Origin of the sequence: Winogradskyella sp. R77965 (assembly GCF_044594915.1) — a bacterium.
Taxonomy (GTDB): Bacteria; Bacteroidota; Bacteroidia; order Flavobacteriales; family Flavobacteriaceae; genus Winogradskyella.
In genome coordinates, this window is record NZ_CP138990.1 from 1,571,368 (window position 1) to 1,594,928 (window position 23,561).

Sequence of the window (23,561 nt, forward strand, 5' to 3'; positions counted from 1 at the left end):
AAATTGAATACGTAAGATTAGAAACAAATGAAAAACTCAACTTTACTAAAAATTGCAAAAGACTTCGGAAGTCCTGTTTATGTTTATGACGCTGATACTATTGCGAATCAGTACAAACGTTTAACAAAAGCATTTGGTAAGGTGAAACATTTAAAACTTAACTACGCTGTTAAGGCACTTTCAAATATTTCTGTGCTTAAATTATTTAAATCACTTGGTTCTGGTATTGATACAGTCTCTATACAGGAAGTACAATTGGGTTTAAAAGCTGGCTTTAAACCAGAACATATAATATTTACACCCAATGGTGTATCACTAGAAGAAATTGAAAAAGTTTCGAATTTAGGAGTTCAGATCAATATTGATAATCTTTCAATTTTAGAACAATTCGGAACCAAGCATCCTAATATTCCTGTATGTATCCGTATTAATCCGCATGTTATGGCAGGTGGAAACACAAATATTTCTGTGGGACATATAGATAGCAAATTCGGAATTTCGATTCATCAAATTCCTCTTTTACTGCGTATTGTTGAAAATACTAAAATGAACATCAATGGTATTCATATGCATACTGGTAGTGATATTTTAGATATTGATGTGTTCCTACATGCAAGTGAAATTTTATTTGAAACTGCTAAGAACTTCAAAAATCTTGATTTTATAGATTTCGGTTCTGGTTTTAAAGTACCATACAAAACTGGTGATATAGAAACTAATATTGAAGAATTAGGTGATAAATTATCAAAACGTTTTAATGAGTTCTGCAAAGCATACGGCAAGGATTTAACCTTAGCCTTTGAGCCTGGAAAATTCTTGGTTAGTGAAGCTGGCGTATTCTTGGCAAAAGTGAATGTGGTGAAGCAAACAACCTCTACCATTTTTGCTCAGATAGATTCTGGTTTTAACCATTTAATTAGACCAATGTTATATGGTTCTCAACATGAAATTTTAAATATATCGAATCCTAAAGGACGTGAACGTTTTTACTCTGTAGTGGGTTATATTTGTGAAACTGATACGTTTGCTAATAATAGACGTATTTCTGAAATAAACGAAAACGATATTCTATGCTTTAAAAACGCAGGAGCCTACTGTTATTCTATGGCAAGTAACTACAATTCAAGATATAGACCTGCTGAAGTTTTAATCCATAAAGGAAAACCTCATCTCATAAGAAAACGAGAAACTTTTGAAGACATAATCAATAATCAAATTGAGATTGCCATATAAATAAAAAAAGCGCTGCTAATTGCAGCGCTTTTTTTATACCTTTAAGCTTTCCTCAAGTCTTTAAATCCTAACTGTAAAGACTCATCAATGAAATCAATCAAATCATCCAGAATAGAATCTATAGATATTCTAAGAGGTTTAGTTATGGTCATAATGGCTTTAGACCATGCAAGAGATTATAGCAATACAGGATACATGTTTGCTGATCCTGCTAACTTAGAAACAACAACTCCGTTTTTATTCTTTACGAGGTGGATTACACATTTTTGCGCACCAATATTTGTTTTTCTAGCTGGTACTTCAGCTTTTTTATTTGGTAGTAAAAAGAAGTCTAAAAGTAACTTAGCGAAATTCTTATTTACGAGAGGTCTTTGGCTAGTCTTTATAGAATTGACCGTTGTTAACTTTTCGTGGACGTTTGATATTGGTCTAAGTGTTCATATATTTCAAGTGATTTGGGCTATTGGTATTTGTATGATGATTTTAGCTGCTCTGATTTACTTACCAAAAAAGTTACTCTTAGGTTTAGGCCTATTGATCGTTTTTGGACATAATCTACTCGATAGTATTACTGAACAAGGTACTGAACCACTGTCTTTATTATGGTATTATGTGCATCAATTTAATTTTCAGGTTATAAATGAAGGCCAAGGTATGTTAGCAATTGCTTATCCCTTTTTACCATGGTTAGGTATTATGATCCTAGGATATTGCTTTGGTCATTTTTATCAAAGTGGTTTTGACGTAAAAATCAGAAAAACTTGGTTACTTAGATTAGGGATTGGAGCAATAGTTCTCTTTGCTTTTCTGCGTTTTATTAATGTTTATGGTGATTTACAACCTTGGTTTCCTCAAGATAGTATTACATATTCTGTTTTATCATTTTTCAACACTACAAAATATCCTCCTTCACTAGCCTATACTTTAATGACTCTTGGACCTGCACTTTTGTTTTTATATGCTATTGAATCTATAAAAAATCGATTTACAAATATCATGATAGTCTTTGGACGCGTGCCTTTCTTCTACTATATTCTTCATCTATACTTAATTCATTTAATTGGTATGGTTGGATTAGTTATTCTTGGTGAAAATTGGCAAGAACTTATACTAACAGTGGACCGTTTTAAAAGCGGTTATTTATTCAATATTGGTTTTGACCTTTGGGTGTCTTATGCCGTTTGGATTCTGGTAATTATTATTTTATATCCCATATGTAGAAAATATATGCAATACAAAGCCAATAATAAAGATAAATGGTGGCTTAGTTATTTGTAACTTTATATCATCATTCAAGCATAAATTAAGAAAACAACCAACACGCATGAAATCACAATTCAAATTAAATCAACTCATTTTTTTATTTACCGTTTTATTTCTTTTATCTGGCTTTTTAGCGTTTGCCCAAGGCACGCGACTATTGCGTCAGCCAGATATAAGTACTACACATATTACTTATACTTATGGTAGCGATATTTGGGTTTCAGAATTAAATTCAAGTGGAGCTAAACGTATTACATCTGCTTCTGCTGTAGAATCTAACCCTTACTTTTCACCAGATGGAAAATGGATCGCCTTCAGCTCTAATCGTGCGGGTTCAAATAATGTCTATATCGTTTCAAAAAATGGCGGAGAACCTAAACGCTTAACATGGCATCCTAGTAGTTCAACTGTGAGAGGCTGGAGTAATGATGGTAAACATATTTTATTTGCTAGTGACAGAGATACTGCACCTCGACCATATAATAGACTTTACACGGTTTCGATTGAAGGTGGAGCACCAAAATTATTGACGAAACAATGGAGTCATGATGGTGCTTATTCACCAGATGGAAAGCAATTGATTATTGACAAAATGGATCGGTGGGATGTGGAATGGCGTGCATATAGAGGTGGACAAAATACTCCGCTTATTGTACTAGATTTAGAGAGTCAGAATGAAATTCTTCTGCCTAATGATAGTACTACTGATATTCAACCGATGTGGTTAGGAGACAATATTTACTTTTTATCTGATCGTGATCTAGTGTCGAATATTTGGTCATATAATCCGGGTACTCAAGCACTGAATCAAATTACAAAATTTAAAGGTTCTGACGTTAAATGGTTAAGTGGCAATGGTGACACTTTAGTTTACGAACGTGATGGCTATTTGCATACTATGAATATATCAAATGGTAAATCAACACAACTCGAAATTAATGTTGTTGGTGATTTTCCTTGGGCTGAAACTAAATGGGAAAATGTTTCTAACTCCACACGTTCAGCTTCATTATCACCAAATGGAAAACGTGCAATTATGCAATCTCGTGGAGACATATTTACTGTTCCTGTTGAATTTGGAGATTCAAGAAACATAACAGAAAGTTCTGGTACCGCAGATCGCAGACCAATTTGGTCTCCGAAAGGCGATAAAATAGCGTGGTTTTCTGATGTTGATAGAAAAGGTTATGCATTAATGTTATCGACTCAAGATGGTTTATCTCAACCTGAAGCTATTTCTATTGGTGAATCTAAATTAGGTTGGAATCCAACCTGGTCTCCAGATGGCAAGTATATTGCTTTTGTTGATGATGATGTACGCTTATGCTATATAAACTTAGAAACTAAAAAAGTAAAAACCTTTGATATTGGTGGTAATAACTTAGAACGTGGAAGCATTGAGCTGAAATGGTCTCCAGATAGCAATTGGATTGCTTACGAAAAATCAGCTTCAAATAACTTTAGACAGATTTATATCTATTCCATAGAAAAAGATACGACTAAAGCAATTACAGATCCTTTTGCAGATTCTTTTTCACCAGCTTGGGATTTAAACCAAAAACAACTTTATTTTTTAGCTAGTACAGATGTGGCTCTTGGTTCTGGTTGGGCAAACACAAGTTCTATGACGGCAGATCCTGCCTATTCTGCTTATGTTATCAACTTAGATGCAAACGATGATTCTCCCTTTAAGCCTAAAAGTGATGAAGAAGAGGTGAAAAACGACAATGATGAAGTTGAAAAAAAGGATGATAAAGTCGTTAAAGACAAAAAGGAAGACAAAGAAGAATCAGTGATCATAGACTTTGAGAATATTGGCCGTAGAACACTAGCCTTACCTATCCCTTCCAGAAATTATGGTTATATAATTGCTGGTCCAAAAGGCTCAATGTTCATAGCAGAATATGTTCCAAATAGTAGAGGAGCAACGCTTCACAAATTTAGCCTAGAAGATCAAAAAAATAAAGAATTTACAACTGGTGCTCGTTCCGTTTCTGTTACATCTAACGGAAAACATATGCTCGCAAGACTCAATGGAGATTGGAAAGTTATTAGTACTGGAGGTGCAAATGCGAAGGGAGCTAAAAGTCTTAAAGTTAATCTTCAGATGAAATTAGATCGTTCTGCCGAATGGGATCAAATGTTTGAAGAAGCTTGGCGCTACGAACGCGATTATTTTTACGATCCAAATATCCACGGTCGCGATTGGAAAGTGGTATACAAGCGTTATGCGCCCTTGGTTCCATTCATTAAACACAGAGCAGATTTAACATACATATTAGATCAAGTAAATGGCGAATTATCTGTTGGCCATAGTTTTGTGTTTGGTGGTGATTATCCAGACGTTGAAACTTCAAGAACAGGATTATTAGGTGCGGATATAAAAGCCATAAACGGTCGTTGGCAAATTGAGCGTATTTATACTACCGAAAATTGGAATCCAGGTTTGAGCGGACCACTCGATGCACCTGGTCTTAATATAAAAGAAGGCTATTATATCGTTGGTGTCAATGGTAATGAAATAAAAGCCGAAGAGAATTTCTATAAGTATCTAGATGGTACTTCTGGTAAACAAACTATACTTCATATTAACGACAAACCACAGTTTAAAGGGCATTGGACAGAAATTGTTGAACCCATTAGAAGTGAAAACTCTTTAAGACAACGCACCTGGGTAGAAGATAACCGAAGATTAGTTGATAAATTGTCTAATGGTCGTTTAGGGTATATATGGGTTCCTAATACTGGAGGTCCAGGATTTGTATCCTTCAATCGCTATTATTTTGCACAACAAGATAAAGAAGGCGCTGTTATTGACGAGCGTTTTAATGGTGGTGGTTTATTAGATGATTATATGGTCGATTTAATGACACGCAGTCTTAGAGCTGGTTTAACAAATGAAGTTCCTAATGGAAAACCCATGAAACTTCCTGCTGGTATTTTAGGACCTAAGGTATTATTGATCAATGAGCTTGCTGGTTCTGGTGGAGATTTCTTTCCTTGGGTATTTAGACAACAAAAAGCTGGTAAACTTATTGGTATGACAACTTGGGGAGGATTGGTTAAATCATCAACACATTATGCTTTAGTTGATGGAGGTGCATTAACTGCACCAGACAACGCTGTCTTTGATCCAATAAACAATAAATGGATAGCAGAAAATATTGGTGTGGCTCCTGATATTAAAGTAAGACAAGATGCAAAGGCTTTATCAAACGGTAGCGATCCTCAACTAGAAAGAGCAGTTGAAGAATTAATGAAACAACTTGGCATTAAAAAAGAAATTAAAGCACCAAAATTTTCAAAACCGGCAACAGGAAATTAATCATAAAATTTACATTTTAAAATGAAACACTATTTCAAATATTCCATAATCCTTGTCTTTTCTTTCATCATAAGCTTTAACAGTATTGCCCAAGATAAAAAAGATCCGTCTCGTTGGACACCAGAGGATATTATCAATACTGAGTCCATGCGATCTGTATCATTGTCACCAGATAATTCTATGGTTGTTTGGACCAAACGTAAAGCAGAAAAAGAAAAAGATCGTTTTGTTTCTGACATTTATTTAACGCGTCTAAATCTAATAAAAGATGGTGAATTTAAAACTATACAGCTTACTAATGGTAAAGACAACGACTATAGCCCTCTTTTTTCAAAGGATGGTGAATCTATTTATTTTTTATCCTCTAGAGATAAAGGCAAAAAGTTATGGAAATTGAGTATTTATGGCGGTGAAGCGAATGAAGTTAAAGAGTTTAAAAATGGTATTTCTAACCTACAATGGAAAGATGCAAATACCCTACTATTTCAGTCTAATGATGGCAAAACTTTGTACGAAACCCAAATAGAAGAAAAAAAAGATAATGTTATTGTTGTAGAAGATTCTTTGCATTGGAAACCTAATCATGTTTATGCTTTTGATCTAAAAGAGAAATCAACATCTCGTTTAACATCAAATAAAAAACCTTTAGCTGGCTATAATGTCTCAAAAGATGGAAAGTGGTTGGTTTATGCTGAACAACGCAGTCGCAGTTATGCCTCTGACGCCCAAAAAGATCCATATCGATATCTAAAGAATATGAAAACTGGTAAGGCAGAACAAATACTCTCAGACTTTGGATACCCAACTTATGGCATTCAGTTTACAGAAGATAATAAAGGGTTTTATTTTTCATCAGAATTTGGATCCAACCCAAAGTATAATGGATCAGGCATAAATGAATTATACTACTTTGATTTCGCAACAAAAACACATAGCAAAGTAGATCTAAAATGGGATTTAGGTCATGCAGGCGGTTATTATGTCGTTGGAAATGATGTCATTGTTTCTTTAGCCAATAGAGCAACAAGACGACTAGCTTATTACAAGAAAAATGATAATGGTTGGTCCAAACGAAAAATTGATTTGGGAGAAAAAAATGATCATGTCAGTGTAAATGCAATTTCTAAGGACGGAACAAAAATAGTTTACGGCTATTCTACAGCGTCTCGTTTACCAAGTTTTTACATTTCGGATTTAAATACCAATAAATTTTCTAATGAAAAAGAACTTATAAAGCTTAATAAGAATCTTGCAAAAAAGTCAATTACAAAAAGTGAAGTAATGGTCTGGAAAGGTTATAAAGATGAAGAGGTTACTGGTATTTTATATTATCCTGAAAATTATGAAGAAGGAAAGCGCTATCCACTAATGCTTTCCATTCATGGCGGACCTGCAGGTACTGATTTAGATTCGTGGTCTGAGCGCTGGAGTACTTATCCTAACCTACTGGCACAACGTGGTATGTTTGTTTTAAAGCCTAATTATCACGGCTCAAGCAATCATGGTCTATCTTATGTAGAAAGCATAAAAGAAAATTACTACGAACCTGAAATGGAAGACATAACAAAAGGGATTGAAGTACTTTATAAGGACGGAAAAATAGACAAAGATCAAATGGGTACTATGGGTTGGTCTAATGGAGCTATTATCACAACCATGCTTACTGTACGCTATCCTGATATGTTTAAGGTCGCTGCTCCTGGTGCTGGTGATGTCAACTGGACGTCTGATTATGGTACCTGTCGTTTTGGTGTAAGTTTTGACCAACATTATTTTGGTGGTGCGCCTTGGGACGATATGAACGGGAAAACATATAACGAAAATTACATACTTAAATCCCCTTTATTTGAAATTGAAAAAATAAAAACACCGACAATTATTTTTCATGGAAGCGAGGACCGAGCAGTTCCAAGAGACCAAGGATGGGAATATTATCGAGGCTTGCAACAAGTAGGAAAATCTCCTGTCAGGTTTTTATGGTTTCCTGGACAACCACATGGATTGGGTAGGATTACACATCAGTTGCGAAAAATGAAAGAGGAAATCACTTGGATTGAAACCTATTTACTCAACAAACCTAAAACTTATAATGAAGCGTTTAAAGAAGATAGTCCTTTAGCTAACATTATAAAATTACAATCAGTAAAAACAGTAGATGGCTTATTTGGAGAATTAAATAACGGAATACTTATTCCTGAGACTATATCTATTAAAAAAGATTCCACATCTATTGGCCGTTTTGAAGTTACAAATGCACAATTCAAAACTTTTAAAACAGATTATAGCTATGCAACTGGTAATGATAATCATCCTGCTGTGGTATCTATGGCTGATGCTAAAAACTATGTAAAATGGTTATCTCAACAAACAAAAACTACATATAGATTACCAAATAGTGAAGAGGTTAAAACACTTATTAAATCTTCTAGAAAAGCAGCATCAAAAGACAATACTCTAAACTATTGGGCTGGATACAAACTAGTACCTAGTGACTATGTAAAATTAAAAGAAAAACTTATTGACTTAAAGCATTCACTTATAAAACCTGTTGGAAGCTTTAAATCTAGTAAAATTGGCGAAGCTGAAATCTATGATATAGGCGGAAATGTTGCTGAATTTTACGATGGTGGTATCTACGGTTATAGTGCTTACGACTATTATGACGAAAATGATATTAGTAACGTTAAAAGTGCTTATGTAGGCATTAGAGTAATTAAAGAATAATGACAGGACTAGACATCGTAATGGTATTTGCGGTTATCCTTTTTGCAAGATTGGGAGTGCGATTGGTATCTAGGTATATTAAAATGAAAAAAGAAAATGACGATAAAAAAAATTCAGAATGACACCTTAGTTGCTCTTAGTTTGCTTCAATGGTGAATTTACCCAATATCTATCAATATCTAAATTTACATCGTTTACCCTAGTTAAAGATAAAGGTCTTCTTTTATTTACAAATATTAAATCAGAAGGCGGTTTTCTATTTTCGAATATTTCTTGCGTAAAAAACTCTCTGAACTGAAAACCTAAAAGTTTAGATTCTTTATTTATAGTAGCACCAGAAATATCTTTAATTCTTTTTAATTTATAAGAAAAATCTTCTGATTTTACCTTTTTTACATCTGCTTTAGTACCAGCTGCCCAATCTATGACCTCTAGACTGACAACGTTAGGCTTTATAAGTTTTATACCCTTTATAATTAGTTTTTTACCTCTATACATTAACCTAAATCTACTATTACGTTGAATTGATGCTTCATCAACAGACTTATTGAATGTTATATAGAATTTTTTGTCTTCAGGATCAAAGTCAAACTCTGAGACCTTGAATGGATTGGGCTCTTTTATTATAAATCTATTATTAAAAGTCATGTAATTGAGATACATTTTTTTATTTATAGCTTTATATTCTAATACTATTTCATAAATGGTATTTAACCGTTCCGTTACCCTAATCCTTCTTTCGTCTCCAGCACCTAGAGAATTTGAATGACGAAACTTTTCATTTTGCAACATCCTATATTCAAATTTATGAATAGCGTAATTAGTTTTAGCGATGTAGATTGCGCCTTCCGACTTAAATTTAGCGTTTTCTGTATCCTTGGACACAAACGTAATTTCGTGAAGAGGTGTACCGTCTATGTACTTAATCTCTTTTAGTTTAAGTAGGTGATTATCAATAAAATTATCTTTAAATATATCTACAAATGAAAAGCTGCGTCTATTATAATTACGGATAGGATTATGACTATTTAACATTTCTAGTTCATTTTCTAATGCCATCTTAAATTGGGCACTCTCATCTTTATTCACAATTTTAGAATCTCCATAAATACTTTTTAAAAGCACGGAATCCAAATAGAAACTCTTATTTAAGTTATGAGAGTACAATGCTGTAACATTTTCTGAGTATCCAAACTTACTAGTTTGGAATCCTGCATCAAAATTTTCTAAAATAGCCTCATTGAGATTATAATACTTATTATTAACCAATTGATAATCTCTATAATATGCCATGTAAGAATGTGGAGCACTTGGATAATTAATTGAGATTTTGCTTATAGCTTCTCTAACTATGCTTTCCGCAGTAGACGCTTCAGTTTTAGACTTTACTTTTCCAGAAATTACAACTGTGCCTAATGCTTCTACTTTAGGATTCAAATAAATAATATTGATTGTGTTTGGTTTTAATGAGCTCATTTCCACACGTAACGTCGCAAAACCAATGGAAGAAATAATCACAGCTTTTTCTTCAGTCTTATAACGTAATGGCAATCTAAATTCCCCATCTTCATCTGCAACAACTCCACTTTGAATTTTTTCGAATTTTACAGTAGCAAATGAAACTGGATATTTGGATTCAATATCTATGATTCTACATAGTATATCTTTGGAATTTTGAGCAAAAATAGTATATGTAGAGCTTATTAAAATAAGTAAAAGAAAAGTGTACTTATATTTCATTTTTAGTTTAGAATAGTTCATAATTATGCATCAAAAATTACACCAAATTTTACATTTATAAATCTCTATAAAACGTCAAACCATTACTATAAATATCATAAAAAGCAAACTCTTTAGTTCCCCAAGGCGTCTCTTTTAACGCTGTATTATTGTGAAAAACATCTCGAGTTCTATAAGCACTAAATAATCCCTCAATATCATCTACATAGATACGTAACATTGGTCTATCTATTCCTTTCATCCATTCTACTTCATCGTGCCACTGCAAATGAATTTCAATGCTGTCTCGTTTAACACCTGCATAACCTTTTTCACCTGTAGTATCTGTAAACGCAAGTTTAAAACCAAGCTTTTGGACATAATACTCAACGGCTTTTGTTACATTTTTAACTGGTAGTATAGGATGAATTTGTTTAAGGTATCCAGACATGATTTCTAATTTTATCCTTATAAATGTAATGATTTCATTAAAGGGAGTTCACAACTATGATTAGATTCTTAGTACTGGTTTTTCTTTACCTGCTTAATAGAAAAATTACGCACTAATTATCAGTTGTTTTTAAAGGTGAGTTAAGCCAATAATCTTCTCCTTTATCTAAATCGTTTAACTGTGCTTCTGTGAGTGATTTTCCTTTATCCACAAAATACAAATTGGAATTTGATGCTTTATTCAAAAATACGCGTTGAACAAATAATTCTCTAAACTGATAGCCCTCAACTTTCGACTTCCCCATCTCAAACCCTTGGATATCTTTAAAATTTTTAAGCTTCAGAGTAAATAATGCTATTTCATCTAAATTCTGTTGATTCAAAAAAGTTGATGATTCCTTTTTGAGTTTTACCTTAACCGTATTGGGTGAAGAAAAATATATGTCTTTAATTCCTAATTTCTTATCTCTAAAAAAAATCTTAACATCATTAGTTTTTGGCTTTATCGAGGTATCTAATACTCTATTAAATTCTATAACAAAAAGGTTTTTTTCTTTAATATATTTCCAGTTTTCAATTTTTAAGGCACCCTTTGGAAGTATAAAAAAATTATTATTAAAGGTTATATAATTTAGATACATTTTATCATTCTCTTGTCGCTTATATTCAACATCAACTGTAAAAATCGTTTTTTTTATACGACTTGCGTATAACTTATAATCAAATCTATGTATGGCAAAATCTTCCTTAGATATATATATATACCCCTTAGCTCTATGATTATAGCCTGTTAAATCATTTTTTGCGGAAAACTCTATTTTATAAAGCTCTTCATCATCTAAAAAGATAGAGCCCTTTTTATAAAATTTATGATTTTTAGCGAAGTCCTTTTCAAAAATATAAACAAATGAAAAACTCCCACTCTTGTAATTTCTTATAGGATCATGAATATCTAATAAAGTTAATTCATTACCTATACTAGTTCCCATTTTACCATCTTTTATTTGTTTTGAATCATTGTAGATAGCACTGCTTAATAGTGTATCCTGAACAAAATCGGTATTTAATTGATAACTATATAAAGCAGATTTATTAAGAGAATCACTAATTTTGTGTGTTTGAAAACCTTGGTCAAAAGCTTCCAAAATACTTTCGTTTAGGTTGATATATCGTTCGTTTACAAATTGGTAATCCCTGTAATATGCAATGTACGAATAAGGGTCTTTAGGATAATTATCCTCAATATTTTCTATGGCCTTAATTACGATCTGTCTTGCTGATAATCTCTTTTTGTCCTTAGAATTTATAACAACCTCGCTTAACTCTTCCGTTTTAGGCATTAAGTAAATGGTATGATATCTTTTTTGTGGTAAAGAATTCAATGCAATTCGTTTTTTACTGTAACCTATACAACTTATGATCAGAGTGTCTTTATCTTTTTTGTAGCGAATAGGTATTCTAAAATCTCCGAGAACATTTGCTATAGTGCCACTTCTATTATTTGCAAACCGAATAGTTGCGTAAGGAACAGGTTGTTTAGATTCTGCATTTATAATTCTAAATAGCATTTGTTGTTTCTCCTGAGAATGGCAAACAAATATGCCGAAAAGAACAAAAACTATGGTGAGATACGATAAGCGCATACGAAGATTTTGAAATATTGTCTTTAGGTGAAAGTTAGTTTATAAAACTATTTAAGTCCACTATTTGGTGTTAAATTATAATAAGAAAGGTTAGCCTAATACTTTATTTGCGAACCTTTCCTGTAAAATGATTCACTCTTGGGTTTATAGGATTTCCTGTGGTACGTCTGTAAATCACCAATTGTCCACAATGCCAAATAGCATCTGCTATTGGTCCATTAACCTGATTCCAAAATGGAATCTCACGCTCTCCAAAAACGATTTTATATTGTGAAATATCATCACTTTCCCTTAAAATATCTGCAGCTGTTTTTAAATTGTTTAAAGTTTTAACTCGTATTTCTTCATAGGACAAATCTTCTTTATCGTTGGAGTTTGGTTGCATTAATGTAGAATTCACTATAATTTTAGACAGGTCGTAAATATGTTTAATAGTTTCTTCGGCAGATCTGCCTTCTTCAGTTGCACGATAAGCTAAATCTTTTTCTGTTAAACTATCTGAAGCCCAATAATAGCGGAATCCTAATGCATCTACCATTCTTGCAGCCATTGTTCCTGCAGTAAACTCTTCAGGATATTCGGGAATTTCATAGTAAGGCAATTTTTCTTCTTTATCCTTTTGTGCAAAAGATAAAGAGGCAATTAGCAAAACAATAATAAATAATCTGTTTTTCATTTTAAGACTTTTTAATATTCTAAGACGATATCGTCGTCTGTATTTGGAGATCCATCTTTTCCTAAAGAAAATAATACATAACTATCATCATTAGAAACCTTATAATGAATTTGGTTATTCCAATAATCCTTAGTTATATCTCGTCTCAAAGGATTACTTCTAATAATCTCATTTAGTTCTTTTGGATAGACTCCTAAAACCTGTTTCTCTTTTTCTAAAATTTGCACAATTTCTGCCAACTTTTCTTTAGTCTTTTTTTCTTTCATATCTGGGTAGATAAAAAAAATAAACACAAAAACTAAAATTGAACCAATACTTACAAGGGCGATTGAAATTTTATCCGATGGATAAATCATTAATCGCTTAGGCAAGTTATTCTCTTTTTCAAATTTTCTTCTTTTTCGTTTCTTAAACCAAAATTTAATATCGAGATACCATTCTAAAAGTTCAGCAATTATTTCAGCAAAAAAGCTACTCATTATATAATTAATCCTTTATTTCTTTAGTATTTTTTATTGGTGGAGAACCATATTTATCAATCAAGAATACCAAGCTTGTCATTGTTGCAGCACCTAATTCTAACTCGCGTTTATTTACATGCTCAAAAGTATCATTTGCGGCATGATGATGATCAAAATAACGCTGAGAATCTGGTCTTAACCCAGCAAGCACAATATCATCATTTTTAAGCGGTCTAATGTCAGCACCGCTGTATCCTTTTTCAAAAAAATGAATTAAATAGGGCTTAAACAATGGTTTCCAAGACTGTATTTTAGCTAACATCTGCTCGCTACAATCAAAACTAAAACCTCTTGGAGTAAATCCACCAGAATCACTTTCTAAAGCAAATACATGTTTTTCGTTTTTTTCTTTCGCAACCTCAGCATATTTACGTCCACCTCTAAGTCCATTTTCTTCATTCATAAATAAAACCACTCTTATACTTCTTTTTGGTGTTACACCACTTTCTTTTAATAAGCGTAAAACGTCCATAGACTGAACCACTCCAGCACCATCATCGTGAGCTCCATCACCTAAATCCCATGAATCTAAATGACCTCCAACAATCATATACTCATTTGGAAATTCACTACCTGTAATTTCACCGATGACATTATAAGATTCCACATCATCAAATTGTTGGCAACTCATCTCTAAGAAAAACTCTAAATTTTTATCCTTTTTTAAAGCTTCACTTAATTTTACAGCATCATTAGTACTAATGGCAGCAGATGGAATACGCTGCTCAACTGGTAAATCACCATAACTCATACTTCCTGTATGAGGATAATCATCTTGTCTAGAACTTAAAGAGCGGACTACAGTGCCAACTGCACCATACTTGGCTGCTTCTGCCGCACCTCTATAACGCTCTGAAGAACAACCACCATAAGCTTCAAAAGTATTTATAAGATCTGGTTGCAAAGCTCTATTTATAAATACAATTTTACCTTTAATTTTTTCCTCACCTAAGGCCTCTAAATCCTCGTATGTAGCCACTTCTAAAACTTGTGCTTTCACACCTCCATTTGGTGTTGCAATAGAGCCTCCCAAAGCACAAATATTTACTTTTTGCATAACTCCAGACGTTTCGAAATAGGCCATTTCCTTTTCTCCTCGCACCCATTTTGGAACCATAACAGGTTGAAGCCATACATTATCTAGGCCTAATTTTTCGAGTTCGGATTTTGTGTATTGCACAGCAAGTTCTGCATTGGTAGAACCAGATAGTCGCCCACCAATTTTGTTGGATAAATAATCTAGCCACTCATAACTTTTACCATTAGTAAGTGATGTACTATAAATGGTTTTTAGAACATCTTCATCTGCTTGTGCAAATCCGTTGGCAACAAAGCAGCACACCCATAAAACAATTACCTTAGTCTTCATAATATTAATCTTCAGTTAAAACTTCTTCTAAAATTGTATTAGGCAAAATAGCTTTTAGTAAAAAAGGTTTACCCTTTTCTACAACAAGAAACTTCCATTGCTCATTTTCATCTTTTTTTACTGCAACAGCCTTCTTTATTGCTATAATATCGAAAAAATCAGTAGTATCATTATAATTTACATTTTCTTTACCAAATTGTTGTTCTAATGCAGTCTCTATCATTAAACGCATCATTTTTTCATCCTCTTCGGTGGTCTCCTCTTCATCTTCAGTTGACACAAAACGGATAGACATATTACTGGTGTAGTTAAGAATAACATAAGCTGTACTATCCACTTTTCTTGGCTTCTGAATAGTATCAATATTAAAGTCGCCAAAGGAAAACTCTACCCCTTCTGCATTAAAAGTTTGATCCATTGCTAAAAGCATTGTCTCTCTTGGAATAATATCAAAAACCTCCTCAACAAGATAATTAAATGAAGTTTCAAAATCTTTACTTTTAATAGCTTCCAAATAGGCTGCAAAATCTGTTTTAATTGCATCATCATCTGTTTGCGCTTCTAAATTAGAAGTCAATACTAGAAGAACTACTAATATGCTTTTATAAAACAATCTAACCTTTTTATTCATTCTCTAATTGTTGCTTATACATACCAATATTAGCTTTTTCTTTTTCTGGTAATTCCGGTTCTTTTATATCTGAATATGTTTTCAGTGTATCATAAAGAATTTTAGCAACGAGATACCTTGCCGTGGGTTTATCATCGGCTGGAATATTAAACCAAGGTGCATGAGGTTTAGACGTTTTGTTTATAGCATCTTCATAGCAAGTTTGATACTTATCCCAAAGTATACGCTCATCTAAATCATCTGGTGAAAATTTCCAATGTTTATTTGGCTTATTCAATCGTCTTAATAATCTATTTTTTTGTTCATCCTTTGAAAGGTTCAAGAAAAACTTAAAAATTATGGTGCCGTTGTCTGCAATATGTTTTTCAAAATTATTGATTTCTTCAAATCGTCGTTCCCAAAACTTGTCAGTAACATCGTCAACACTATTAATATCTGGCATGTTTTCGTACATCAAATAATTAGGATGTACACGAGTCACTAATACATTTTCGTAATGTGTTCTATTAAAAATGCCGAATTTTCCACGTGCAGGCAACGCAATATAATGCCTCCAAAGATAGTCGTGCTTCAGCTCAATATCTGTTGGTTTTTTAAAACTATGCGCTTCGATTCCTCTGACATTGAATTCCTTGAACACTTCTCTAATCAAACTATCCTTCCCAGCAGTATCCATACCCTGAATACACATTAATACAGCATATTTACCATGTGCATACATGGTGTTTTGTATTTCTGCCAAATCTTCACTAACAGTTCTAAGTTCTTTTTCAATTTGTTTTTTACCTGCTTGTAAATCGACAAAAGTTGAAAGGTCTTTTATATCAATTTGTGATGAGATTTTAAAATCGTCTATATTGATGCTTTTCATAATTCTTTTTATTTTATTTTGAAGCAAAAGCTTTGACATCACTTTCACTGACTTCACTTCCACCTAATATAATTAAACGTTCAACAACATTTCGTAGCTCACGTATATTTCCTGTCCAATCATAATTTTGAAGTAATTTTACAGCCTTATCTGCAAACACTTTTTTAGCTGTGCCTTGTTCACTAGAAATTTTATTTGCAAAATATTCTATAAGTAAGGGTATATCTTCCCTTCTATCATTAAGCGCAGGAACTTCAATTAAAATTACTGCTAACCTATGGTATAAATCTTCTCTAAACTTACCATCTTCAATTTCCTTTTTAAGGTTTTTGTTAGTAGCAGCCACAACTCTAACATTCACTTTAATATCCTTATCACTACCAACACGTTGAATTCGACTTTCTTGTAATGCTCGTAATACTTTAGCCTGAGCAGACAAACTCATATCACCAATCTCATCTAGGAAGATCGTACCTCCATTTGCAGCTTCAAATTTACCAGCTCTATCTTTTGCAGCAGAGGTAAATGCACCTTTTACGTGACCAAATAATTCACTTTCAATTAACTCACTTGGAATTGCAGCACAGTTAACCTCAATCATAGGCCCTTTAGAACGTTCACTTTTCTGATGTAACCAATGGGCAACAAGTTCTTTTCCCGTTCCGTTAGGACCAGTTATCAATACTCTTGCATCTGTTGGAGCCACTTTATCGATCATATCTTTAATACGCGCAATAGCTTTGCTCTCACCAATCATCTCATAGTTTTTGCTAACCTTCTTTTTTAGCATTTTGTTTTCTACTACGAGCTCTTTTCTATCTAAAGCAATGCGCACTGTATTTAAAAGGCGGTTTAAATCTGGTGGTTTTGAAATATAATCGAATGCTCCTAAACGCATAGTGTTTACAGCAGTATCTAAATCTCCATGACCAGAAATCATTACCATGGGTACCTCTGGCTTTATCTTCTTCACAGCTTCTAAAACCTCAACACCATCCATTTTTGGCATTTTAATGTCACAAAGCACTAAATCAAAATCATCTTTTTTGATTTTTTCAATTCCAACTAATCCATCTTCGGCCTCTTCGACTTGGTAGGTATCGTTTTCTTCAGAAAGTATCTTTACCAGTACTCTGCGGATTGCCGCTTCATCTTCTATTATTAATATTTTTGGCATCTGTTTTTATTTATTATGAATGTGAATATCTCGCTGAGGAAAAGGAATAGTTATATCATTTTCTCTAAATAATTTATCAATTTTAAATCTAATATCACTCTTAGGGAATGATGCTTTAAAACTATCATTTAGTGTGAAAACTAATTTAAAATTTAACGCGCTATCACCAAAATCGGTAAACAAAACCGCAGGTTCAGGTATAGGAATAATATCAGGATGTGTACTTACTGTCTGCAACAATAACTTTTTCACTAATTCTACATCACTGCCATATGCTACTCCAACTGAAACACTCTCTCGTGTTAAGGTTCCGTTCTGAGTCCAGTTATATAATGAGTTTGTTAAATATAAATGATTTGGTATGACTAAAACTTTATTATCAATTGTTACTGCCCTTGTAGTTCTTAACTTAATTTCCTCAACTCTCCCAACTTTACCATCTAATTCTATAATATCGCCAACATGAACTGATTGATCTATAAGTATAAAAACACCAGAAGATGATGTCCTGAAATAAAGTTTGTAGCGCTAATCCAACTCCTATCAATAAGGCTGCCGAAGCTGCAAAAACAGCAGTTACGTTAACACCAACTGAATGAAGGGTAATTAATAAAATAACTATATAAATCAGCCATCTAAAATAGCCATAGACTACATTAAATTTGCCTTTATCAGCTTCTGGCAAATTTCTTGTTAAAATCCTAAGCAACACTCTTAATACGACTGTCGTTAATGCTATAACGGTAATAACAATGAGAATATCTAAAATTGAAATACTAATTTTGTCACCAAAGTCTATGTGCTTATTAAAAAAAGCCATAGTGTTCTCCCAAGCACTACTTTTAGTTATTTCATCTTCGATATTTTTAAAATCTTGCCGCATCTCCTAATATTTCAACCACTTAAATAATTCTTTATATGTTGGTTTTTTACCATACATTAAAATACCTACGCGATAAATCTTTGCAGCAAACCAAACTGTAAACATAAATGTTCCGATTAATAATAATAGAGAAATTCCTTGTTGCCATAAAGGCACGCCAAAGGGAATACGCATTAACATCACCACTGGTGAAGTAAATGGAATAAAAGAAAACACCGTCGATACTGTACCATGAGGATCATCTATCACAGTAAATACACCAACATAAACAGCCAAAATTAAAGGCATAAGGATTGGCAACATAAATTGCTGAGTATCCGTTTCATTATCTACTGCTGCACCAATAGCGGCATATAAAGAACTGTATAATAGGTAACCACCAATAAAGAAAAATATAAAGGCAATGACAAGATTAGTTAACGGTAGATTACTAACTGCAGTAAATCCGTCTTCCATTATGCCTTTAAACCCTTCTGATTGCATTGCTTGGTCCATTAACTCTTGTTGTGGTGCTGAAGCTTGTGTCATATCAATACCTAAAATCACAGAAACAACAGTCATAAGCACACCACCTAAAATCACCCAAATAGCAAACTGAGTTACACCAGCTAAGGATGTTCCTATAATTTTACCCATCATAAGTTGAATGGGTTTGACGGAAGAAATAATAATTTCAATAATTCTACTTGTTTTTTCCTCAATAATGCTTCGCATAATCATATTTCCATAAATAATGATGAACATAAACAACAAGTAACCTGCAATACCACCGAAAATTAATTTTACTACATTATCTACTTTAGAACTTTTTTCACCATCAAAACTTTCTTGTATGATATCTATACTGGTTTTTGCAGCTTCAATTTGTTCGGGTGTTACACCGTCGTCTTGAAGCTTCCTATCTCTTAAACGCTTTTCAATTGTTCGTTCTAATCCCAACATGATTGATGTTGATGGGGATTCTTCTGAATAAAACTTTACGTTATCAGCAAACGCACCTATTGAATCGACCGCAGCTATATGTAACAATCCATAATCTTCTTTCTCTTTAACCAAATTAAGAGCATCGTCTAAGTTCATTCCCATTAAACTTGTATAAGTTGTATTATCTGTATTCTGAAAAACATCTTTTAAATATCCGCTTTCATCTAATACAGAAATGGTGCGTTTTTTATCATTATTTAACTGCGATAAATAAGCAACAACAGCTATTAATGCTATCATTATCAAAGGACTTAAAAATGTCATTACGATAAATGACTTATTCTTAACCTTTGTTAAATATTCTCGCTTTATGATTAGTGGTAAATGATTCATGCTTAGTTGTTTTTTACAGTTTGAATAAAAATATCGCTAGCTGAAGGAATCACTTCTACGAAATGATGTACTTCTGCTTTTGATGTTAAAAATGAAAGCAAGTCATTTGAGGATGTATCTTCATTTATTTTCACATTCAACTTAATATCGTCATTCAAATTTCTAAAGGTTGCAGGAAGAACCTCAAATGTATTTCGAATTTCAGAAAGCACCTTTTCTTTATTTGAAGATTGTAAACCCACTTCAAAAGTATTAGTTTTAAATTGCCGCTTTATATCAGTCAGTTTGCCATCTAAAATCTTATTAGATTTATGAATCAACGCAATATGATCACATAACTCCTCAACTGATTCCATGCGATGCGTAGAAAAAATTACTGTGGCACCTTCTTCTCTTAATTGTAAAATTTCATCCTTTATTAAATTAGCATTTATAGGATCGAAACCAGAGAAAGGTTCATCAAAAATTAATAGCTTTGGTTTGTGCAATACAGTGACTACAAATTGAATTTTTTGCGCCTGCCCTTTGCTTAGCTCTTGTATTTTTTTATTCCACCAATCACCAATTTCTAACTTATCGAACCAATATTTTAGTCTGCTTTTGGCCTCGGATTTACTAAGTCCTTTTAATTGTGCCAAATACAAACATTGTTCACCAACTTTCATAGACTTATACAAACCTCGTTCTTCTGGTAAATAGCCAATATCTCTAATGTGTTCTGGTCTTAAATCTTCACCATCTAATAATACAGAACCTTCATCTGGCATTGTAATTTGATTAATGATTCGGATTAAGGTTGTCTTTCCTGCTCCATTTGGCCCTAGTAAACCAAAGATGCTCCCTTGAGGTACGGCAATTGATACTTTATTTAGTGCTCTAAATTTTCCGAAATTTTTTGACACGGAATTAGCAACTAATAAATCATTCATATATAGCTAATTTTTTTTAAGTAAGGTTAGTAGGTAAATATATTAAATGTTGTAGAGTTTTATAGAATAAATTCCACACTAATTATGGATTATTTTAAAAGAAAAGACTATAAAAACAAAACCCACCCTTATGGTTAGATAAGGATGGGAAAAAATTGCTATGAAAAAGAAAAATTACCGCTAATTAGCATTAACGGTAATTCAAATATACTATTTTTTATTAAACCTAAGGGTATTTATGAAAACATATCCTTAACCTTTTCAAAAAAAGATTTATCGGTACTTTCTGGCTTCGGCTCAAAATGCTCATCTTCTTTCATACTTTCGAAAAAGTCTTTTTGCTTTTTGCTTAAGGTTTTTGGAGTCCATACATTAACATGTACTAATAAATCTCCTTTACCATAGCCATTAATGCTAGGAATACCTTTTCCTCGTAATCTCAATATTTTACCAGACTGTACACCAGCTTCTATTTTAATTCTTACTTTACCTGTAACCGTATCTATTTCCTTAGATGTTCCTAAAACAGCATCAGGTAAACTTACGTACATATCGTAATGCAAATTATCACCTTCTCGCTTTAAGGTTGGGTGATCTTCTTCAGATATAACTACCAATAAATCACCAGCAATACCATTGCTTGGCGCATCGTTTCCTTTACCTGTTACTTTTAATTGCATACCATCAACAACACCTGCTGGTATTTTTACTGAAACTTTCTCTTCAGCTACTTTTAAGCCCTGTGAATCAGCGTCTGATGGTTTCTTATCAATTGTCTGACCTGCTCCACCACAAGTTTGGCATGGTGCAGAAGTTTGCATTCTACCCAAAATAGTATTGGTAACTCTTGTCACCTGACCAGATCCGTTGCAAGTACTACACGTTTTATATGTTGTTCCTGGTGCTTGTATTTTTCGTTTTACTTTTATTTTCTTTTCAACACCATTAGCAACTTCATCTAATGTTAAAGTAACACGAATACGGAGGTTACTTCCTTTAACTACACGTTGTCTTCCACCACCACCAAAGCCAGAAGAAACCACCTCCACCTCCAAAAGCACCACCAAAGATATCACCGAACTGGCTGAAGATATCGTCCATATTCATTCCGCCTCCACCGAAGCCTCCACTGCCATCAAATGCTTGGTGACCAAATTGGTCGTAACGTGCTTTTTTATCAGCATTACTTAAAACTTCATAGGCTTCTGCAGCCTTCTTAAATTTCTCTTCAGCGTCCTTATCATCAGGATTTTTATCTGGATGATATTTTAATGCCATCTTACGATAAGCTTTTTTTATCTCTGATGCAGATGCACTTTTACTGATTCCTAATATGTCGTAATAATCTTCTTTCATTGAATAATTTATTATTCATTTCCACGAAAGTGGAAAACTTTCGTTTTAAATTTATTGTCCAATAACCACTTTAGGAAATCGAATCACTTTATCGCCTAATCTATAACCTCGCTCAACAACATCAATAATTTTTCCTTTTAAGTCATCGCTTGGTGCCGGAATTTGAGTAACCGCTTCATGATCATCCGCATTAAAAACATCTCCTTGTTTCACTTCTATCTTAGACAACCCTTTTTGTTCTAGAGTATTTATCAACTTGTTATAGATTAACAAGACGCCTTTTCTTAGTTCTTCGGCCTCTTTATCTTCTTCTATATGCATTAATGCACGTTCAAAATCATCTAAAACTGGTAGCATAGATACCATAACATCTTGACTAGCTGTCTTAAACAAATCTATACGCTCCTTAGTCGTACGCTTTTTGTAATTTTCAAATTCTGCGAACAATCGCATAAATTTATCTTTCTCAGCAGCTAATTGATCTTGTAGTTGTTCTTCTGCAGATTTTGTTTCTATTTGATGATCTTGCTCAGTTTCAGAGGTTGCTGTAGAAGTTTCCTCTACTTGAGTTTCTTCAACCTTACTATTTTTATCTTTTTTACTCATTTTGAGTTCTATTTTTAAATCTTCGATTTAGAGTTTGCAAAAGTACTGCCATTATTATTAAAATGTCAAAATGTCATTAACATTTTTTTATAATACTATAAGTTCACTTATGCTTAACTTTGCACACTTAAAACAAAAAACACTAACTATGAAAACATTATTTTTAAAAACATTAGCTTTAGTTGCATTCATTTCATTCACAAGTTGTGGTGATAAAGCTAAAGAAGCAGAAACAAAAGAAGCGGAAGCAGCAGCAGTAGCAGAAAACACGGCAGTTACTTACAGTGCAAATTTAGAAAAATCTATGATTGAATGGAAAGGCTTTAAGCCAACAGGATCTCATACAGGGACTATAGCTATTAAAGAAGGTAAGCTAAACGTAAACGACAATGCTATTGAAAGCGGAAAGTTTGCAATTGATATGAGTAGCATCGTTGTTACAGATATTCCTGCAGAGGAAGAGGGCAATGCAAAGCTAAGAGGTCATTTAACTAGTGCTGACTTTTTTGATGTAGAAACTTACCCAACGGCAAGTTTTGAAGTTACAGGTATAGAAACCGTAGAGGGTAAAACGATGTTATCTGGAAACTTAACAATGAAAGATAAAACAAATAATATTAGTTTTCCTGTTAGTACTTCTATGGATGGAGATGCTATGACTTTAACAAGTGAAACTTTTACTATTGACAGATCTAAGTGGAATGTTCAGTATGGCTCAAAGTCGTTTTTTGATAATTTAGGCGATAAGTTTATCAATGATGACATGGAACTGAAAGTGACCTTGGTGGCTAGTAAGGCTTAATAAAGTATTAATATAAGTTTATATAAAAGAGCAATTATTTTTTAATTGCTCTTTTTTTATTCTCAG

19 protein-coding genes and 2 pseudogenes are annotated in these 23,561 nt (G+C 33.0%); 5 read left to right on the plus strand and 16 right to left on the minus strand.

The window, feature by feature from the left end:
* Positions 1 to 27 precede the first annotated feature (27 nt).
* The 4 genes from lysA (at position 28) to SJY34_RS06985 (ending at position 8,545) form a co-directional block, all read left to right on the plus strand.
* A complete protein-coding gene (gene lysA, locus SJY34_RS06970; protein WP_400080530.1) occupies positions 28 to 1,233 on the plus strand; it encodes a diaminopimelate decarboxylase in 1,206 nt (401 codons plus the stop codon).
* An 87-nt stretch (positions 1,234 to 1,320) separates the two neighbouring features.
* Complete coding sequence (locus SJY34_RS06975; RefSeq protein WP_400080532.1) at positions 1,321 to 2,511, plus strand: DUF1624 domain-containing protein; 1,191 nt, start codon at positions 1,321 to 1,323, stop codon at positions 2,509 to 2,511.
* Positions 2,512 to 2,557: 46 nt separating this feature from the next.
* Positions 2,558 to 5,821 (plus strand): PDZ domain-containing protein, encoded by a 3,264-nt coding sequence (locus SJY34_RS06980; RefSeq protein WP_400080535.1) that lies wholly within the window; start codon positions 2,558 to 2,560, stop codon positions 5,819 to 5,821.
* A 21-nt stretch (positions 5,822 to 5,842) separates the two neighbouring features.
* Positions 5,843 to 8,545: a prolyl oligopeptidase family serine peptidase gene (locus tag SJY34_RS06985; protein WP_400080537.1), complete on the plus strand. Its 2,703-nt coding sequence runs from the start codon at positions 5,843 to 5,845 to the stop codon at positions 8,543 to 8,545.
* A gap of 126 nt (positions 8,546 to 8,671) precedes the next feature.
* Here the strand turns inward: SJY34_RS06985 and SJY34_RS06990 are convergent, their stop codons facing one another.
* From SJY34_RS06990 to SJY34_RS07065, 16 genes and pseudogenes are all read right to left on the minus strand, one after another.
* Entirely contained in the window at positions 8,672 to 10,285 is a 1,614-nt protein-coding gene (locus SJY34_RS06990; protein WP_400080540.1) for a carboxypeptidase-like regulatory domain-containing protein, read from the minus strand.
* Positions 10,286 to 10,340: 55 nt separating this feature from the next.
* Positions 10,341 to 10,715, minus strand: coding sequence for a VOC family protein (locus SJY34_RS06995; RefSeq protein ID WP_400080542.1), 375 nt, complete (start codon positions 10,713 to 10,715; stop codon positions 10,341 to 10,343).
* Positions 10,716 to 10,827: 112 nt separating this feature from the next.
* The gene (locus tag SJY34_RS07000) at positions 10,828 to 12,357 is read right to left on the minus strand and encodes a carboxypeptidase-like regulatory domain-containing protein (RefSeq protein WP_400080545.1); all 1,530 of its coding nucleotides are present in this window, start codon (positions 12,355 to 12,357) and stop codon (positions 10,828 to 10,830) included.
* Between the two features lie 103 nt (positions 12,358 to 12,460).
* Positions 12,461 to 13,033, minus strand: coding sequence for a hypothetical protein (locus SJY34_RS07005; protein WP_400080548.1), 573 nt, complete (start codon positions 13,031 to 13,033; stop codon positions 12,461 to 12,463).
* Between the two features lie 11 nt (positions 13,034 to 13,044).
* The gene (locus SJY34_RS07010) at positions 13,045 to 13,512 is read right to left on the minus strand and encodes a hypothetical protein (RefSeq protein ID WP_400080551.1); all 468 of its coding nucleotides are present in this window, start codon (positions 13,510 to 13,512) and stop codon (positions 13,045 to 13,047) included.
* 7 nt (positions 13,513 to 13,519) lie between these two features.
* Positions 13,520 to 14,923: a M20/M25/M40 family metallo-hydrolase gene (locus tag SJY34_RS07015; protein ID WP_400080553.1), complete on the minus strand. Its 1,404-nt coding sequence runs from the start codon at positions 14,921 to 14,923 to the stop codon at positions 13,520 to 13,522.
* A 4-nt stretch (positions 14,924 to 14,927) separates the two neighbouring features.
* Positions 14,928 to 15,554: a hypothetical protein gene (locus SJY34_RS07020; RefSeq protein ID WP_400080556.1), complete on the minus strand. Its 627-nt coding sequence runs from the start codon at positions 15,552 to 15,554 to the stop codon at positions 14,928 to 14,930.
* Positions 15,547 to 16,425 carry a PPK2 family polyphosphate kinase gene (locus SJY34_RS07025; protein WP_400080559.1) on the minus strand — a complete coding sequence of 293 codons (879 nt, stop codon included), beginning with the start codon at positions 16,423 to 16,425 and terminating at the stop codon, positions 15,547 to 15,549. The genes SJY34_RS07020 and SJY34_RS07025 overlap by 8 nt, the downstream gene beginning before the upstream one ends.
* 13 nt (positions 16,426 to 16,438) lie before the next feature.
* The gene (locus SJY34_RS07030) at positions 16,439 to 17,602 is read right to left on the minus strand and encodes a sigma-54-dependent transcriptional regulator (protein WP_400080561.1); all 1,164 of its coding nucleotides are present in this window, start codon (positions 17,600 to 17,602) and stop codon (positions 16,439 to 16,441) included.
* Positions 17,603 to 17,608: 6 nt separating this feature from the next.
* Positions 17,609 to 17,854 carry a hypothetical protein gene (locus SJY34_RS07035; RefSeq protein ID WP_400080564.1) on the minus strand — a complete coding sequence of 82 codons (246 nt, stop codon included), beginning with the start codon at positions 17,852 to 17,854 and terminating at the stop codon, positions 17,609 to 17,611.
* A 126-nt stretch (positions 17,855 to 17,980) separates the two neighbouring features.
* A pseudogene (locus SJY34_RS07040) lies at positions 17,981 to 18,088 on the minus strand (mechanosensitive ion channel domain-containing protein); the annotation flags it as partial.
* The gene (locus SJY34_RS07045) at positions 18,036 to 18,485 is read right to left on the minus strand and encodes a hypothetical protein (RefSeq protein WP_400080566.1); all 450 of its coding nucleotides are present in this window, start codon (positions 18,483 to 18,485) and stop codon (positions 18,036 to 18,038) included. The gene SJY34_RS07045 and the pseudogene SJY34_RS07040, both read right to left, overlap by 53 nt.
* Positions 18,486 to 18,488: 3 nt before the next feature.
* A complete protein-coding gene (locus SJY34_RS07050) occupies positions 18,489 to 19,802 on the minus strand; it encodes an ABC transporter permease (RefSeq protein ID WP_400080569.1) in 1,314 nt (437 codons plus the stop codon).
* A gap of 2 nt (positions 19,803 to 19,804) precedes the next feature.
* Positions 19,805 to 20,731, minus strand: coding sequence for an ABC transporter ATP-binding protein (locus SJY34_RS07055; protein ID WP_400080572.1), 927 nt, complete (start codon positions 20,729 to 20,731; stop codon positions 19,805 to 19,807).
* Positions 20,732 to 20,967: 236 nt separating this feature from the next.
* Positions 20,968 to 22,087: pseudogene (dnaJ, locus tag SJY34_RS07060) on the minus strand (molecular chaperone DnaJ).
* A 51-nt stretch (positions 22,088 to 22,138) separates the two neighbouring features.
* Positions 22,139 to 22,693, minus strand: coding sequence for a nucleotide exchange factor GrpE (locus tag SJY34_RS07065; protein WP_400080574.1), 555 nt, complete (start codon positions 22,691 to 22,693; stop codon positions 22,139 to 22,141).
* 148 nt (positions 22,694 to 22,841) lie between these two features.
* On the opposite strand from SJY34_RS07065, the gene SJY34_RS07070 reads away from it, so the two are divergent.
* Complete coding sequence (locus SJY34_RS07070) at positions 22,842 to 23,495, plus strand: YceI family protein (protein ID WP_400080577.1); 654 nt, start codon at positions 22,842 to 22,844, stop codon at positions 23,493 to 23,495.
* Positions 23,496 to 23,561 lie beyond the last annotated feature (66 nt).

What these genes read in the sequence shown, in the direction of transcription:
- SJY34_RS07070 (WP_400080577.1), top strand. Translation starts at nt 22,842, where the DNA reads ATGAAAACATTATTTTTAAAAACATTAGCTTTAGTTGCATTCATTTCA.
- SJY34_RS07000 (WP_400080545.1), bottom strand. Translation starts at nt 12,357, where the DNA reads ATGCGCTTATCGTATCTCACCATAGTTTTTGTTCTTTTCGGCATATTT.
- SJY34_RS07045 (WP_400080566.1), bottom strand. Translation starts at nt 18,485, where the DNA reads ATGCGGCAAGATTTTAAAAATATCGAAGATGAAATAACTAAAAGTAGT.
- SJY34_RS07020 (WP_400080556.1), bottom strand. Translation starts at nt 15,554, where the DNA reads ATGAATAAAAAGGTTAGATTGTTTTATAAAAGCATATTAGTAGTTCTT.
- SJY34_RS07015 (WP_400080553.1), bottom strand. Translation starts at nt 14,923, where the DNA reads ATGAAGACTAAGGTAATTGTTTTATGGGTGTGCTGCTTTGTTGCCAAC.
- SJY34_RS06980 (WP_400080535.1), top strand. Translation starts at nt 2,558, where the DNA reads ATGAAATCACAATTCAAATTAAATCAACTCATTTTTTTATTTACCGTT.
- SJY34_RS07025 (WP_400080559.1), bottom strand. Translation starts at nt 16,425, where the DNA reads ATGAAAAGCATCAATATAGACGATTTTAAAATCTCATCACAAATTGAT.
- SJY34_RS06995 (WP_400080542.1), bottom strand. Translation starts at nt 10,715, where the DNA reads ATGTCTGGATACCTTAAACAAATTCATCCTATACTACCAGTTAAAAAT.
- SJY34_RS07005 (WP_400080548.1), bottom strand. Translation starts at nt 13,033, where the DNA reads ATGAAAAACAGATTATTTATTATTGTTTTGCTAATTGCCTCTTTATCT.
- SJY34_RS07065 (WP_400080574.1), bottom strand. Translation starts at nt 22,693, where the DNA reads ATGAGTAAAAAAGATAAAAATAGTAAGGTTGAAGAAACTCAAGTAGAG.
- SJY34_RS07030 (WP_400080561.1), bottom strand. Translation starts at nt 17,602, where the DNA reads ATGCCAAAAATATTAATAATAGAAGATGAAGCGGCAATCCGCAGAGTA.
- lysA (WP_400080530.1), top strand. Translation starts at nt 28, where the DNA reads ATGAAAAACTCAACTTTACTAAAAATTGCAAAAGACTTCGGAAGTCCT.
- SJY34_RS07055 (WP_400080572.1), bottom strand. Translation starts at nt 20,731, where the DNA reads ATGAATGATTTATTAGTTGCTAATTCCGTGTCAAAAAATTTCGGAAAA.
- SJY34_RS07050 (WP_400080569.1), bottom strand. Translation starts at nt 19,802, where the DNA reads ATGAATCATTTACCACTAATCATAAAGCGAGAATATTTAACAAAGGTT.
- SJY34_RS06990 (WP_400080540.1), bottom strand. Translation starts at nt 10,285, where the DNA reads ATGAAATATAAGTACACTTTTCTTTTACTTATTTTAATAAGCTCTACA.
- SJY34_RS06985 (WP_400080537.1), top strand. Translation starts at nt 5,843, where the DNA reads ATGAAACACTATTTCAAATATTCCATAATCCTTGTCTTTTCTTTCATC.
- SJY34_RS07010 (WP_400080551.1), bottom strand. Translation starts at nt 13,512, where the DNA reads ATGAGTAGCTTTTTTGCTGAAATAATTGCTGAACTTTTAGAATGGTAT.
- SJY34_RS06975 (WP_400080532.1), top strand. Translation starts at nt 1,321, where the DNA reads ATGAAATCAATCAAATCATCCAGAATAGAATCTATAGATATTCTAAGA.